The organism is Arthrobacter sp. lap29 (assembly GCF_032458965.1).
Taxonomy (GTDB): Bacteria; Actinomycetota; Actinomycetes; order Actinomycetales; family Micrococcaceae; genus Specibacter; species Specibacter psychrochitiniphilus.
The window spans coordinates 1-14,005 of sequence record NZ_JAUCEK010000018.1 but is presented as its reverse complement, the minus strand read 5'-3'; the positions used below and the strand labels follow the sequence as shown (position 1 = coordinate 14,005).

Sequence of the window (14,005 nt, the reverse complement as noted above, 5' to 3'; positions counted from 1 at the left end):
GGTCTCACGGCGCACTCTTGAAGGCCACGTTTACAGGACTTTCATCAAGCTGGACATTCAATCGAGGGAGCAACTGGCCTTGTTCATAAACGGCGAAGAATCCGGATCTCAGACTGACTCGTACTACTCATAGTGCACAGCCCTGCGTCCACTGTGAAAAATAGTGTGCAGTGGCCAAGATAGCACCGGTTGGGTCTCCGGTGAGAGTGGGTCTGTTCAAATGGTGTGACTGCCAGCAGTGTTGCCGCCGACTTTCCCTGCAGGGGCACAACTAAGTCACAGGAGAGCACAGGTGCCATCTTTACAGTCCGCACGAATAATCCGCCTAATTGGTGAAGGCATTGAAGACCCGGGAGATTCCCGTGCATGAGGGGTTTTTACCGGCGATCTCACATCTGCAGTCCGGTCCTAAGCAGACAACTGCTTGTGCATGGGCTCTCCAGTTGCGTGCGGCCTGTCCAGAAAATCTAGCTCGGACTAGAGTGGAAGCAAGAGCGCAACTATGCACGCCATTCGGTGCGCAAGCGTTAGTGATTTGGAAGGCAGGGCAGCAAAAATGACAGCACAAGAGGACAGCACAGCACAAGAGGGCAGCCACGGACGCTACGTCCAGGGTGCTTACGGTAAGGCCGGTTCCGAGGAGGGTCACCATGCAGATGACGCCGAGGGCCGTTACGTTGAAGGTGACTACGGAAAGGCTGGCTCGGAAGGCACGGAGGACGAGGCAGAGCGTGGGAGATTCGTTGAAGCTGACTACGGCACGGCCGGAGATGTACCGGGCCGTGCCGTAGGGGACCCCAAGGGCCACTACGTTGAAAGTGACCCAAGGAAAACTACAAAAGATTGAGAACTAGCTGCGCCAGCGAGTTGTCATCATGAAACCGGCCAAGGCAATGCCAAAACCAATGCCAATATTCCAGTTGTGAATGTTGGGGATGGGGAAGCGACCATCAGAGATGTAGTAGGTGATGATCCAAACCAGACCCAGGACCATCAAGGTCACCATGACGGGGACGAACCAAACGGCATTGGGCTGCTGTGTTTTGCTGGAAGGCGTTTGGGCCGGTCCTTTAGTGGGGCGGCGACGCGATTTTGACTCAGGCACAGAAGCTCCTTGACATTGTGGTCGAAGGGAATCGACCACTTCGGTTGTGTGCGGACTGTCCATTGCCTGTGATGTTGCTGGGTAAATTGTTCCTAGGCCGTGAACTGCCGGTATTGTTGACGTAATTCTAGCTGCATTTAACGCAGCTGCAGATTGCATGACATTACCGCTCAACTTCAGTCAGGAGACCCGCGCGTGGTTCGATCGCCTAGCCATGTCGAATCAGCTGTGGGTGTTGAAGAACTCATCACCGGAAATGAAAGGATACGCCGCGGGAAAAAGCGTTCTGCTCGCAAGCAGCGCGCTGAGCGACCCAAGCAGGGCTTTTTCCGTACCTTAATTCAGGTGTTAGGCGAACTTCTTATTACGTGCGGTGTGATATTGCTGCTGTTTGTGGTGTGGGAGTTGTGGTGGACAAACATTGAAGCCAACACGGCCCAGCAACAGGCCGTCTCAGCCTTTGCCCAGGAATTTCAAGGACCAGTGACTCCACCTCCTGCGGATGCGCCCCCCGTTGACTTCGGTCCCCCTAAGGTGATGGCTGCGCCGGACCAGGCAAGCACAGTATTTGGTGTTGTCTATATTCCCCGCTTCGGGAAAACCTATAGCCGGCCCCTAGTAGAAGGCACGGCACCGGCTCAGCTAGATACCCTTGGGCTTGGCCGCTACGACAGTACCTCCATGCCAGGAGCGGTGGGCAACTTTGCGGTGGCAGGACACAGGCAAACGCACGGCGCCGTTTTGGATGCTGTGCACACACTGGTTCCCGGCGACAAGATTTACGTTCAGACTAACGACGGTTACTACACCTACGTGTTCCGGAACAATCAGATCGTCATGCCGAACCGGGCCGACGTGTTGGCCCCGGTCCCCACGCAACTGGATGCCAAGGCCACTGAACGCTTCATGACCATGACCAGCTGTAATCCCCGCTTTGGTGCTGAGGAGCGGATTATCAGTTACTCGGTGTTGGATTCCTGGCAGCCGGCCAGTGCTGGCCCTCCGGCAGAGATTGCCGCCCAAGTCGCAGCGAACAAGAAGGCAGGCTAATCATGTATGGCTGGATTTTTAGAAACCTTCCGGGGCCGCTTTGGTTCCGCATCATCACCACTGTTTTCTTTTTGGCAGCTGCGGTGCTGGTCTTGATGCAGTTTGTGTTCCCCTGGCTTTCCCAGTTTAATCCCTTGAATGACTCAACGATCGGCGGTGGAGTCTGACATGGCAGTGCGGATTCTGGTGATAGATAACTACGACAGCTTCGTCTACACGCTGGTTGGCTACTTGCAGCAGCTGGGCGCTGAAACAACTGTGGTGCGCAACGACGATCTCACCCTGGCTGAGGCCGTGGAGCTTGCCAGCAGCCGCGATGGTGTGTTGGTCTCCCCCGGCCCCGGTACCCCCGCCGAGGCAGGGGTGTGCATTGAACTGATCAAATGGTGTGGCAGCCATGACAAGCCTATGTTGGGCGTCTGCCTGGGACATCAGGCCCTGGCAGAAGCCTATGGGGGCGTTGTCACTCATGCCGAGCAGCTCATGCACGGAAAAACCAGCGAGGTTCATCACCGCGGCAGGAGCGTTTTTGCGGGACTGCCGAGCCCGGTTACAGCCACCCGCTACCACTCGCTTTCTGCCGTTCCGGTCAGTATCCCTGACTTGCTTGAGGTGACGGCTGAAACGGCCGACGGCGTGATCATGGGTTTGGCGCACAAGAACGCACCTTTGTGCGGGGTGCAGTTCCATCCTGAATCCGTCCTCACGGAGGGCGGCTACACCATGCTCGGGAACTGGCTCGAATCCCTCGGACTCGTAGGCGCTGTGGCAACAGCATCTACCCTGAGCCCGCTCATCAATAGCTAGAGGCATACCCCTTGGCATTGTGCCGGAGTGCGCCATAGGGTTGGTGCCTTTTTAGGGCTTCGGGGAAGGCGGTGCTGTTGTTTCCGGGGGTTGCTCCCCGGGAGATGGCTCTTGCGAGGCGTTAGGTTCCTTGGGAGTAGGTTTCTTTGCCAAGGTCACCACAACTGAAGTCCGCTGCGCTACTGAGGTACCGGACTGGATGGACTGGCCCGTGACCATGCCAGGAGTGACTACAGAGTTTTCAGATTCCTCAAAAGTCACTTCCAAATACTCCGAAACCTTTTTGAGCGCCTCAGTTACTGCTTGCTTGACCTTTTTTGGATCCTTCGTCAAGTCAAAGAGGGAGGGCATCAGTACCTGACCGTTGGAGATTTTCAATGCGACTCTGGTACCTACGGGAACGCTCTGCCCCGGCGCTGGATCAGTTGTGACCACAAGGTTGGCGTTGATGGATCCGTCAGTGACTAAATCGCTAGAACTGATAAGCAGGCCCAGATCCAACAATTCCTGGCGTACTTGGGGCTCAGTGAGACCAGAAATATCTTTGGGTATCTGCACTTCTGAGGGACCTTTAGAAACGAAGATCTCCACAGTGGTATTTAATTCCACCAGAGTCCCCGATGGAGGGTCCGTGCGAATAACCTCGCCCTTGGTGACCGAGGAAAATTCCTCTGCGCTGTGCGGGGACATCCCCAGTGCCTCTAGCTTGACTGTAGCCTCGTCCAGCGTCATCCCGCTAAGCGGTGGGATTGACTCTTTAGCCACCGCGGCAGGAACTGCATTGATCATGTTGTAACCCACCATGGCACCTCCACCGAGCATCAATGCCAGGACCACAAAAAGTGTCACCATCCAGGCCCGCCGTCGGCGTTTAACGGACGGGGAAAGGTTATCAGTGTCCTCGGGGACACCGCCGTTGGTTGTTAGTGCTCCACCGGCCAACTCCTTTGCCATGGCGCGGGTGGAGGGGCCACCAGCGTCAATAGCGGGCGCGGGCATGAGTTTCTGTGGTTCGGAGACAGCGGCGATCACGGTGGTCTCATTGCCGTCTACATGAGACTCTCTCTGGCCGGGCGGAGGTGCCACGCCGGCAACGGCAGCCCTGAGAGCGCGGCGGAACGAGGTGGCATCCTGAAAACGCTGGCGCCTATCCTTCTGCAGCGCACGCATAAGCAGTGCATCAAGCGCCGGGGTCAGGTCAGGGTTGAACGTGCTGGGCACGGGAGGGCGTTCTCGGACGTGCTGGTACGCCACTGAAACAGGTGAATCGCCCGTGAAAGGAGGCCGGCCTGCGAGCATTTCATAGAGCAGGCAAGCTGCTGAATAGAGGTCGCTTCGCGCATCGACGCTTTCACCGCGTGCTTGCTCCGGAGAAAGGTACTGGGCCGTTCCCATGACCGTTTGTGTCTGCGTCATGGTGGCTGCCGAATCGGAGATGGTTCTGGCAATGCCAAAGTCCATGACCTTTACGACGCCCAAAACGCCATTTTCGTCTTCGGTCACCATGACATTGGCAGGCTTGATATCGCGGTGAACAATGCCGGCACGGTGGCTGTAATCGAGGGCTGACAAGACGCCCATGCCGTACTTCAGTGCCTGCTCTGTGGTGATGGCCTTGGCACGTATCAGGTCCCGCAGCGTTTTTCCATGGACGTATTCCATGACAATGTACGGCACGTGCGCACCGTCACCGGGGTGATCCGAAGAAATGTGTTCGCCGGTGTCATAAACGGCAACGATGGCAGGGTAATTTAGCCCTGCAACGGCCTGCGCCTCCCGCCGGAATCGGGCCTGCAGTTGGGAATCGCGAGCCACATCAGCACGCAGCAATTTAATTGCAACAGTACGGCCCAGACGAGTGTCTTGAGCCTTATAGACGTCTGCCATGCCGCCACGGCCCAGCAATTCCCCAATCTCATACCTGTCATTGAGGACGCGCGGAATACTCATGGGTACCTGATTGTCCTTTCTTGGTGGGTGTCAGATCGGGGAACTGCGGGTTGATGTTGATTACTGGCCCTGGCCTTGGCTTTCGCCCTTACCCTGGTTGTCGGCCGGAGGTTCAGTGGTAGCCGGAGCTGATGGCCCGGTGGAAACGTAATAGGTGACCTGTGAACCCTTTGCCGCCTTTGCTCCTGCTCCGGGGTCACTCGCGATTACCTGGCCAGCAGGCAGGTCTGATGGCTGAGAAATTCCATTTGGCGTGAAACCAGCGGCCACAAGGGCTGCGCTGAAGGCATCCCCTGTTTGGCCTGTAAATGAAGGCACGGTGCCCATTTCAGGCCCTGATGAAACAGTCAAAGTGACGTCAGAACCGCGAACCAACGGACCTGTCGGAGAAATATCCGTAACAGTGCCTTTAGCCTGATCACTGGCAACCTCCACCGGAGCATTGACAACCAAGCCCATTCCAATCAGTTTGGCCCGGGCTTCATCAAACGTGAGTCCTTGGAACTCGGTCGGATTGACCACGATCTCTGCCGGGGCTTCTGATATGGGTGGCTGACTCTCTTCTGTGGGAGTGGGAGCCTCAGAGGTGGCGGGAGCCGAGCTGGGCGGCGCAGACTTGGTAGCCGTGCTGCTTGAGGAGGGTGAGGGCTCGCCGCCAAAGAAGCTGCTGTTCTGCAGGAGTAATGCCCCCACAGCAAAAAGCAAGAGCACTAGCAGGCCCACGAGTGGCCAGGTCCAGGGGCTCCGTCCCTTTTTGGCTGGTTCTTCGGGAGGAACTTCCTCATCCTCGGCAACTAGGAAGGCATCGTCGTCGTTCTCGGCTTGCCAGGCACGCTCGGCGCCAAGGATCTCCGAACGGGTACGGGTAGTGGGTGCATCTGTCATCTCATGTGAGACGGTGGGAAGCGCCGTTGTGTTCGGCTCGGCAACACTGCTCACCACAGAGGTTGCGGCTGTTGCATTGATATCAACAGGAGCCGTAATGGGGCCCGTGGTGGATTCGAACAGGAGCATGCCGGGAACGGCGGCGTGGGCTGCCTTGATGTCGCCGGAACGAATAGCCTCCGCTGCATCAGCTAGTTTCAAGGCATTGGCCGGACGGTTGACAGGATCCTTGGCCAGCATGGACATCAGGAGCGCGCGCACAGGAGTGGGAAGGGTGTCAGGCAGCGGCGGGGGAGCATCGTTGACCTGAGCCAAGGCAATGGCGATTTGTGATTCGCCCGAGAACGGACGGTGCCCGGTGATGCACTCATAACCTATGATGCCAAGGGAATATATGTCACTGGAGCCCGTGGCAATTTGCCCTGTGGCCTGTTCCGGAGCCAAATATTGCGCTGTTCCCATGACCTGACCGGTCTGCGTTAGCGGGACCTGGTCAGCTAGACGAGCGATGCCGAAGTCGGTGATCTTCACCTTATCTTCAGGAGTGATGAGCAAGTTGCCCGGCTTTACATCCCTATGGACCAGACCCTGGGCGTGAGCCACTGCAAGGGCACGGGCGGTCTGGGCGATCATGGACAACGTCCAGTCCGCCGAGAGCACGCGTTCGCGTTCGATCAGGCTGGACAGCGGCTCACCGGGAACTAGTTCCATCACCAAGTAAGCGGAGCCGTCTTCTTCACCGTAATCAAAAACGTTGGCGATGCCCTCATGGTTGAGCAGGGCAGTGTGCTTGGCCTCCGCCCTGAAGCGGGCGCGGAAACCGGGATCGCCCGTGTACTCATCCTTGAGGATTTTAATGGCAACAATACGGCCCAATACCAGATCTTGTGCCTTCCACACCTCGCCCATGCCGCCGATGGCAATGCGTGATGTGAGTTGGAACCTGCCGCCTAAGGTGATACCAGAAATAGGCCTCACTTTTTCAACACCGCCTTGAAGAGTTTGCTTGCATTGGGACTTGTAAGTTGTGCGCCTGTGGGAACGTCCACCTGTGGCATCATAATTGTGACCACCACTTGGGGGTCATCTGCCGGTGCGAATCCGGTAAACCATGCGTTGTTCAATCCGTCTCCGAGTTCCGCTGTTCCTGTTTTTCCGGCAACCTTGACGCCAGGGACAGCTGCTGCAGAAGCAATGCCGTTATCGACCACGCTGACCATCCATTCACTGATTTGGGCGGCGATCTCCGGGGTTGTCGATTGACGGAGAACTTCTGGTTTGAGGCTGGAAACTGTTTTGAGATCAGGGGTCCGTACAGTCTTGACCAGATTGGGAGCCATTTGGGTTCCCCCGTTTGCGATGGCAGAGGTCATCATGGCGATCTGCAGCGGTGATGCGAGAACATCACGCTGGCCAATGGCACTCTGGGCCAGTGCCGCATCGTCAAGTACTCCCTGGCTACCCGGGAAGCGGCTGCCTTCTACCGCAGATGGGAAGCCGAGGGAGTTGTCATTGAAGCCAAACTTCTCAGCTTGGGCCGTTATTGCATCCTGACCAAGGTCAAGGGCAATGCTGGCGAAGGGTGTATTGCAGGAGTTCTCTAATGCGAACGCGAAGGAAGCCTTATCCTTCGTATAGCACTGGCCGTAGGCATAGTTCGGAAGAGCGTAGTCCATACCGGGGAACGTTAGTTCGGCCGGATTGGGAAGTATGCTGTCCTTGTTATATTTTCCGGACTCCAAGGCTGCCGCCGTGTCAATGATCTTGAAAACTGATCCGGGTGAGTAGAGCTTCCTGTAGGCGGATGAGCCGAACAAGTTGATGCCGGGGACTTTCACCAATTCCGCCATTGAAGCATCAAAGTCAGCCTTGTTGTGTGTGGCCATCAAGTTGGTGTCGTAGCTGGGTTTGGAGGCCATGGCGATGATGGCGCCGGTCTTTGGGTTATTGACCACAATGGACCCGCCAATCCCATCAGGGATCATGTCAAACGCCATCTGCTGGATCTTTGAATCAATGGTCAACTCCACGGAACGGCCTTGGAGTTGCTCCCCCGTGAAGATCTGTGCAATGCGTTCCAGGATTGCATCGTTAGAGTTTCCGGTGAGTTCGGGACTCATTACGTCTTCGAGCCCATATTTACCAGACCACTTGCTGAAGAAGCCCGTCAGGCCTGCATACAGCAGCGGGTCATTGTACTTTCGCTGGTACTTGCAGTCGGTGTTCGTGGCAACAGACTCGGCAATAGCCTGTCCGTCAACCAGGATAGGGCCGCGTGAGCTGCAAAAATTCTTCACTAGTTGCCGCTGGTTGCTGGGGTTGTCATTAAGGGAATCAACCGCAAAGAACTGCACATAGGAGATGGATCCAAAAAGCAGTGCAAACAAGGCGATGGCCACGATCCAGGAATTGCGAATGGCAGCATTCATGGTGAAGGCACCTCCTTTTGTGTCGCGTCAATGGGGGAAAGCTGTTCGATGGGCGAAGAACTGGCTGAAACGTCAATGGGACGCCGGGCGGCGTCTGAAATCTTCAGGATCAAAGCCACTATGATCCAGTTGGCTAAAAGAGAGGAGCCTCCCGAAGACAGGAACGGTGTGGTCAAGCCCGTCAACGGGATAAGCCGGGTAACGCCGCCAATGATGATGAAGCACTGCAAAGCCACCGCGAAGGAGAGCCCAACGGCCAATAGTTTGCCAAAAGCATCACGTGTGCCCAATGCGGCTCGGAAGCCGCGCGCAATCAGCAGCGCGTAAAGGCAGAGGATCGCGAAGAGCCCCACCAACCCAAGCTCTTCACCAATCACTGCGATGATCATGTCGCTATTGGCTACGGGCAGCTTGTCGGGTGAACCTTGTCCCAGACCGGTGCCCATAAGGCCGCCGTTTGCTAGACCAAACAAGCCCTCGACAACCTGGAAACTGCCATAGTCTGCCCCTATATAGGCGGGGTCAAAAGCATTGACCCAAACGTCAATACGGCGGGCAACGTGAGGGAATATCTGGTAGGCGGCGACACCGCCGACCGCGATGAGCGCCAAGCCAATGAAGATCCAGCTGACGCGGCTGGTGGCTACATAGATCATGACCATGAACAAGCCAAAGAACAAGATGGATGAGCCCAGGTCCCGTTGGAACACAAGGACGCCAACGCTTGCTAGCCAGGCCACGATCATGGGGGCCATGTCCCGCATTCGGGGTAGCTGGAGAGGGCCGATCTTCTTACCGGCTAGCAGAATTAGATCACGGTTGGATGATAGATACCCGGCAAAGAATATAGCCAGGGTTATTTTTGCTATTTCTCCGGGCTGGAATGTAAATGGCCCGAGGGAAATCCATACGGTGGCTCCATTGACGTTGCCCGCAGAGATGCCTGGCACGAGGGGCAGGATTAGCAGAACTACTGAGACCAGCAAGGAGATGTATGTGTAGCGGCGCAGGATCCGGTGATCTCGTAGGAACCAGATCACCGTAATAGCAGCTACCACCGCCAGGCTTGTCCACATCCATTGGCGTGTAGCTGCCGTGTCACCAGAGGTGATGTCCAGGCGGTGAATAACGGCCAAGCCAATGCCATTGAGGGCCACCACAACAGGCAGTATTACCGGATCGGCATATTTTGCCTTGAAACGTAAAACCACGTGGAATGCTAGGGAGAGTCCGGAAAGAATTGCTATTTGCGTGAAGAAATCGTTGTCGAAAGTGCGGCCCAGGTTCAGGTTCACCAAGGCATTGGCCATAGCGGACACGCCCAGGGCAAGGATCAGTAACAGAAGCTCGGTGTTACGGCGCGGTTTGGCCACGGTCAGCAACTGGCTCATTTTCCACCTCCAGGAATGCAGGTGGGCTGTGCAGCAGTTGCGGGGGCACTAGACGCTGAGGTGCTAGCTGTACCAGTGACGTTGGGCGAGGTGCTGGGGCTGGGGGTGGGTTTTGAGTTAGCCGAGGCGTTGCTTCCTGGTGTGGGGGTTGCTGTTGGGGTGGCCGCCGGGGCGGTTTCCAGAACCTCGCAGGGAGGCAAACTAGTTCCAGTGCCCAATTGAAGGTCACTGATGATCTGTTCAGCATTGCTCAGTGTTGAAGTCGGCATGGTTGCAGCCACGAGTTGCTGGGAGTAGGCCGGAAGCGAGGATACTTTCACCTCGGTTTCCCGGTACAAATGCGAGAGGGAAATGGGCCCGAGTGATTGTGAGACACCCTGAAATATTGCCACATTCCCGCTATTTACCCCCACAAAATATTGGGTTTGGGTCCAGGCGTAGGCCGCCCAGGAACCTGCCACGATGGCCATAGTCGCTAGGAAACCAACAATCGCCAACACCAGCGGGCGCTGACGAATCCTGGGCAAGGAGACCTCAGTGTCTTCTACCAGGGTGGGCTGTTCAGTAGGTTTGTGTGTGAGGACGGTTGCTGCGCGGCGGTTGGCAGGCGGTCTGGTCAGGAGCGGTATCCGGCCCTCAGCGTTGGCCGTCACGGCAGCCCCAACTAGCTCATGTTTGCGCGATGCCAGTTCACGACGGACTGCGGCAGCACGGATATGGGAGTCGAGGGCCTCAGGAGCGTACTCTTCGTCCGCCTCCGCAAGATCCCCCGGGAGGCTTAACTCCTCACCCGGCCTAGTCACAGCGAAACTTTCCGGGCCCTCTAGAAGACTGGATTCGTCGTCGTACTTTTCGGGATCCGCTGTGAGGTGCGGCAGAGGAGCGTCATGAGGGTGCGGCGCGGGGACCTCTACGGCATCCAGCGCCGCGGTTTGCGTCTGATCCGGGTTGCTCTCGAGAATGTCAAAAACAACTACAGTGACATTGTCCGGCGAGCCGGCGGCCAATGTTAGATCGATGAGTGTGTCGGCGGCCGTCGCCAATGACTTGGTATGGCGGATGACCTCTTCAATCATCTGGTGGCGGACAAAGTTCAGACCGTCGGAGCACAGGAGCCAGCGCTCACCCGGCTCCGCATCGAAATATTTCAGATCCAGCTCAGGAGACGCATCCACGTCACCGAGCACACGCATGAGGACGTTCTTATGGGGATGAACCTCGGCTTCAGCCTCGGTCATGCGGCCTTCGTCGATCATGCGCTGGACAAAGGTGTGGTCTGTGCTGAGCTGCTCAAAGACGCCATTTTTGAGGCGGTATGCCCGTGAATCACCAATGTGCGCGTAGGCCAGACGCTTCCCGGAAAGCAGCAGAGCGGTCACCGTGGTGCCCATGCCAGCCAGTTTTGGGTTGACGTGGACCAGCTCGGAGAGCAGCGAATTTGCGGTCTGAATCTCATCAGCAAGGTGAGCGCCGGCGTCGTCGTTGTGGCGGTTGTGGTCCAAATGGACCAGATCAAGAACGGTGGAAGCGCTGGCAACATCGCCACCGGCGTGACCGCCCATGCCGTCAGCTACAACAGCCAGATGTTCACCGGCGTACGCAGAGTCATCATTCTTTGCCCGCACCAGACCTACATGGGATCTCGCCGCGTAGCTAAGAATCAGCGGGTATTCGGCCATGTTATGGCCTCAATTCGATGACCGTTTTGCCGATCCGCACGGGAACCCCGAGTTCCACGGGGAGGGCACGCGTCAATGCCGTACCACCAAGGAATGTTCCATTGGTAGAACCGAGGTCTTCAATAAACCAGCGGGTGCCTTGCGGGAAGAGGCGCGCGTGGCGGCCAGAAGCGTAGTCGTCCTCAAGTACCAAGGTTGCTTCTTGCGCTCTACCCAACAGAATGGGGACGCCGGTCAGCTCTAGGGTGGTGCCCGTCAGAGGCCCTTCAGTGACAACAAGCTGACGTGCCACAATTTTCGCTGGTGGAGCCTCTTCAACTAGTTCAGGGTGCTTTCTGGCCTGTCTGGCAGTAGGGGCACCGACTTTAGCCTTGCGGCCAATCACGAGGTCCCTGCGCATAGCCGCAACAACACTGAAGACCATGACCCACATCAAAAGTAGGAATCCGAAGCGCAAAATTGTGACCACAAGACTGAGATCGTTCATCGTTGACCACCGCCGCGTCGAGGCAAAATACGGAAAATTATCTCTGTGCGTCCCATGGTGATGCGGGCTCCGTCGTGGAGGGCAGCGCTGCCTTGTACACGGCGACCATCAACAAAACTGCCGTTTGTGGAGCCAAGGTCTACTGCAGTGTTGGATCCGTCTTCACAACGGATCTCCAAATGCTTTCTTGAAACGCCTGTGTCATCTATCAAGATGTCAGCTTCGGAGGAGCGGCCCAGAATGATTGAGGTTGCATTGAGCGCATAACGCTGACCGTCAATGTCCAAGACTGGTTGACCCAGTGTTTGACCTTGTTCTCGAGGGGCTTGACGCTTGTACACGGGGGCCGGCTGACCTTCGGAGGCGGGCTGTCCCGCGGGGTGCTGGCTGGGCCGTGCTGGCATGCGTGCCGGATTCTGTGAGGCGAAAACGGCAGATGCCTCGGCCGCGGTGCCGCGTTCCTTTTCCGTTGACGACGCAACGTCAAACTGACCGGGGCGCAAGGCTTTGTCGTGGTTAAATGCCACTCTTACTGGGCCCTGGAGTACGTAACCTTGGCTGCGGGCGTGGTTGATCACAACATCACACAGCTCTTCAGCGAGAGTTACCCCCCATGAGCGTGCCCGTTCATAGTCTGCATCGCCGAGCTCAATATTAAAAACATTCGGTGCCAAGGTTCGCCCGGCATCCAAGGTCATGGCTTTGTCGTCGAGTTCCCGACGAAGGGCACTAGCCACCTCAACAGGCTGCAATGACTTGGAGCCCAGGGAGAAGGCGCCACGTACTGCCTTTTCAATGCCTTTTTCAACGTTGTCAAACAATCCCATATGCTCTCCTCTCCTACGGCGTTGTTGCGATGATGCCCATGTCTGGAAGTCTTGGAACCGCTACGCATGGATAGCGCAGTTTGAGCGTCATCCGCGCCGCGGACAACCTAGTTCAAAGTTGATACTACTGCCGGAGTCTTGGAATATCCCTATTAGTAGGCCCGGATGTGGCAAATTTCCTACTGGAGCATGATGTTGTCAAAACCTTCTTTCTGGCATCAACTTCCTTGAAAATTCAAGGTTTCTACATCCGGGAGGTGTCCCATTCCCGCTGCTTCACGGGCCTACCCGAGTCTCGTTTAGGTGAATCGGCAATACTCCTATATGCTTGATCTCGCTGTTCCACTGAAAGTCGAAAGACAAACCCGGTGGATGGCGAAAAACGCGCGAGTGGCGGAACGGCAGACGCGCTGGCTTCAGGTGCCAGTGTCCGAAAGGGCGTGGGGGTTCAAATCCCCCCTCGCGCACGTTTTTGAGAAAGACCCCGATGCAACCTATGGTTCCGTCGGGGTCTTTTTGTATGCCCGAACCTTTGTGTTCCTCACAATGGTGCAGTGCAGTGCAGTGCAGTGCAGAGCAGGGCATAGCCCTAGGGGCGCTGGCCCCGTTGCGGGACAAGACCCGCAGCCACGAGAGAATCAGATTCAGCGTTGGAACGGGCTCGAGCATCTGAGTTGGAGAGCAGAAGTCCCACAGTTGGTTCCATACCTATTAACCCTCTACTACCTATTTAACCCGTTTACTACCTATCGAGACCCAGCAAGACTTAACCAAGGTGCATGAAACTATCAGATTCCCTTCGTTGAGCATGGGCTTCTACTGTTCCAACTCTGACGTGGCTGTACCTATGAATAAGTGGTTGCAAGAGTGCCGATAACCATGGGCTTCACCTGGATCTACAACCTCGGCTCTACAACCCCGGCCACAAATGGCTGCGCTGCCTATGCTGAAGGCATGAAGAGACTAATGATTGGCATCTCCTCCAGCTCGGCAGTTCAGTAGTTGCGGTTATCCAAGCTGCGCTGCTCCCCCTAGGGTCGACTTAGGATTCGGCGGCTTCCTCGCAGCACGTGTTGTATTCACGATTGCCCAATCCGTATTTGAAGGTCTCATCGCCAAATTGGCGGCCAAGTTCACGCCCGCGCTTGCTGGCATCGCTTCTTTAGTGTCTACATGGTTGGCGCTGATCATTGCCAGCATTGCCAGCAGTGCTGGCGGGTGGCATTCGGGGCCACAGCTTCTTTACTTGGATATTCGCAGCGCTAATTATCTGGGCGATCACGGCTCTGTGCGCGATACTCGTTCCTAAGTACTTTCTGAAGGAAACCGCCAAATAGCAAGAACCTCTTATGCTCAGTACTGGTATCTAGGGCTCTGAGCAGGAGGGGCCGCGTG

The 14,005-nt window shown here is 56.5% G+C and carries 13 protein-coding genes and 1 tRNA gene; 6 read left to right on the top strand and 8 right to left on the bottom strand.

All coding sequences use genetic code 11. From position 1 onward, the window contains the following. The first annotated feature begins 556 nt into the window (after window positions 1–556). Window positions 557–847: a hypothetical protein gene (locus tag RY113_RS18065; RefSeq protein ID WP_110105689.1), complete on the top strand. Its 291-nt coding sequence runs from the start codon at window positions 557–559 to the stop codon at window positions 845–847. Window positions 848–850: 3 nt separating this feature from the next. Here the strand turns inward: RY113_RS18065 and RY113_RS18060 are convergent, their stop codons facing one another. After that, window positions 851–1,105 carry a cell division protein CrgA gene (locus RY113_RS18060; RefSeq protein WP_170120926.1) on the bottom strand — a complete coding sequence of 85 codons (255 nt, stop codon included), beginning with the start codon at window positions 1,103–1,105 and terminating at the stop codon, window positions 851–853. A gap of 339 nt (window positions 1,106–1,444) precedes the next feature. Between RY113_RS18060 and RY113_RS18055 the strand changes: the two genes are divergently transcribed. From RY113_RS18055 to RY113_RS18045, 3 genes are read left to right on the top strand one after another with little or no spacing between them, the layout of a single operon-like run. Further along, window positions 1,445–2,155 carry a class E sortase gene (locus RY113_RS18055; protein WP_373366725.1) on the top strand — a complete coding sequence of 237 codons (711 nt, stop codon included), beginning with the start codon at window positions 1,445–1,447 and terminating at the stop codon, window positions 2,153–2,155. 2 nt (window positions 2,156–2,157) lie between these two features. Next, window positions 2,158–2,322 carry a hypothetical protein gene (locus tag RY113_RS18050; protein WP_170120925.1) on the top strand — a complete coding sequence of 55 codons (165 nt, stop codon included), beginning with the start codon at window positions 2,158–2,160 and terminating at the stop codon, window positions 2,320–2,322. Window position 2,323: 1 nt separating this feature from the next. Continuing rightward, window positions 2,324–2,962: a glutamine amidotransferase-related protein gene (locus RY113_RS18045; RefSeq protein WP_315915760.1), complete on the top strand. Its 639-nt coding sequence runs from the start codon at window positions 2,324–2,326 to the stop codon at window positions 2,960–2,962. A gap of 51 nt (window positions 2,963–3,013) precedes the next feature. Here the strand turns inward: RY113_RS18045 and pknB are convergent, their stop codons facing one another. The 7 genes from pknB to RY113_RS18010 are packed head-to-tail and all read right to left on the bottom strand — an operon-like array spanning window position 3,014 to window position 12,610. Beyond that, on the bottom strand, window positions 3,014–4,912 hold the full coding sequence (gene pknB / locus RY113_RS18040; RefSeq protein WP_315915759.1) for a Stk1 family PASTA domain-containing Ser/Thr kinase: 1,899 nt from the start codon (window positions 4,910–4,912) through the stop codon (window positions 3,014–3,016). Window positions 4,913–4,972: 60 nt separating this feature from the next. After that, a complete protein-coding gene (locus tag RY113_RS18035; RefSeq protein ID WP_315915757.1) occupies window positions 4,973–6,775 on the bottom strand; it encodes a protein kinase domain-containing protein in 1,803 nt (600 codons plus the stop codon). After that, the gene (locus RY113_RS18030) at window positions 6,772–8,226 is read right to left on the bottom strand and encodes a penicillin-binding transpeptidase domain-containing protein (RefSeq protein ID WP_110105684.1); all 1,455 of its coding nucleotides are present in this window, start codon (window positions 8,224–8,226) and stop codon (window positions 6,772–6,774) included. Before RY113_RS18030 ends, RY113_RS18035 begins: the two co-directional genes overlap by 4 nt. Beyond that, window positions 8,223–9,617, bottom strand: coding sequence for an FtsW/RodA/SpoVE family cell cycle protein (locus RY113_RS18025; protein ID WP_110105683.1), 1,395 nt, complete (start codon window positions 9,615–9,617; stop codon window positions 8,223–8,225). Before RY113_RS18025 ends, RY113_RS18030 begins: the two co-directional genes overlap by 4 nt. Then, entirely contained in the window at window positions 9,614–11,296 is a 1,683-nt protein-coding gene (locus RY113_RS18020; RefSeq protein WP_315915754.1) for a PP2C family serine/threonine-protein phosphatase, read from the bottom strand. The genes RY113_RS18025 and RY113_RS18020 overlap by 4 nt, the downstream gene beginning before the upstream one ends. 1 nt (window position 11,297) lies before the next feature. Next, window positions 11,298–11,783, bottom strand: coding sequence for an FHA domain-containing protein (locus RY113_RS18015; protein ID WP_315915752.1), 486 nt, complete (start codon window positions 11,781–11,783; stop codon window positions 11,298–11,300). Beyond that, window positions 11,780–12,610 (bottom strand): DUF3662 and FHA domain-containing protein, encoded by an 831-nt coding sequence (locus RY113_RS18010; protein ID WP_315915751.1) that lies wholly within the window; start codon window positions 12,608–12,610, stop codon window positions 11,780–11,782. The genes RY113_RS18015 and RY113_RS18010 overlap by 4 nt, the downstream gene beginning before the upstream one ends. A gap of 384 nt (window positions 12,611–12,994) precedes the next feature. Between RY113_RS18010 and RY113_RS18005 the strand changes: the two genes are divergently transcribed. Both RY113_RS18005 and RY113_RS18000 read left to right on the top strand, forming a co-directional pair. Then, window positions 12,995–13,077 (top strand) — tRNA-Leu (locus RY113_RS18005). Window positions 13,078–13,775: 698 nt separating this feature from the next. Next, on the top strand, window positions 13,776–13,919 hold the full coding sequence (locus RY113_RS18000) for a hypothetical protein (protein WP_315915750.1): 144 nt from the start codon (window positions 13,776–13,778) through the stop codon (window positions 13,917–13,919). The last annotated feature ends 86 nt before the right edge of the window (window positions 13,920–14,005 follow it).

Bases quoted from the DNA above. Each gene is read 5' to 3' on its own strand.
- RY113_RS18010 (WP_315915751.1), bottom strand. From the start codon at position 12,610: ATGGGATTGTTTGACAACGTTGAAAAAGGCATTGAAAAGGCAGTACGT.
- RY113_RS18050 (WP_170120925.1), top strand. From the start codon at position 2,158: ATGTATGGCTGGATTTTTAGAAACCTTCCGGGGCCGCTTTGGTTCCGC.
- RY113_RS18015 (WP_315915752.1), bottom strand. From the start codon at position 11,783: ATGAACGATCTCAGTCTTGTGGTCACAATTTTGCGCTTCGGATTCCTA.
- pknB (WP_315915759.1), bottom strand. From the start codon at position 4,912: ATGAGTATTCCGCGCGTCCTCAATGACAGGTATGAGATTGGGGAATTG.
- RY113_RS18025 (WP_110105683.1), bottom strand. From the start codon at position 9,617: ATGAGCCAGTTGCTGACCGTGGCCAAACCGCGCCGTAACACCGAGCTT.
- RY113_RS18030 (WP_110105684.1), bottom strand. From the start codon at position 8,226: ATGAATGCTGCCATTCGCAATTCCTGGATCGTGGCCATCGCCTTGTTT.
- RY113_RS18065 (WP_110105689.1), top strand. From the start codon at position 557: ATGACAGCACAAGAGGACAGCACAGCACAAGAGGGCAGCCACGGACGC.
- RY113_RS18045 (WP_315915760.1), top strand. From the start codon at position 2,324: ATGGCAGTGCGGATTCTGGTGATAGATAACTACGACAGCTTCGTCTAC.
- RY113_RS18020 (WP_315915754.1), bottom strand. From the start codon at position 11,296: ATGGCCGAATACCCGCTGATTCTTAGCTACGCGGCGAGATCCCATGTA.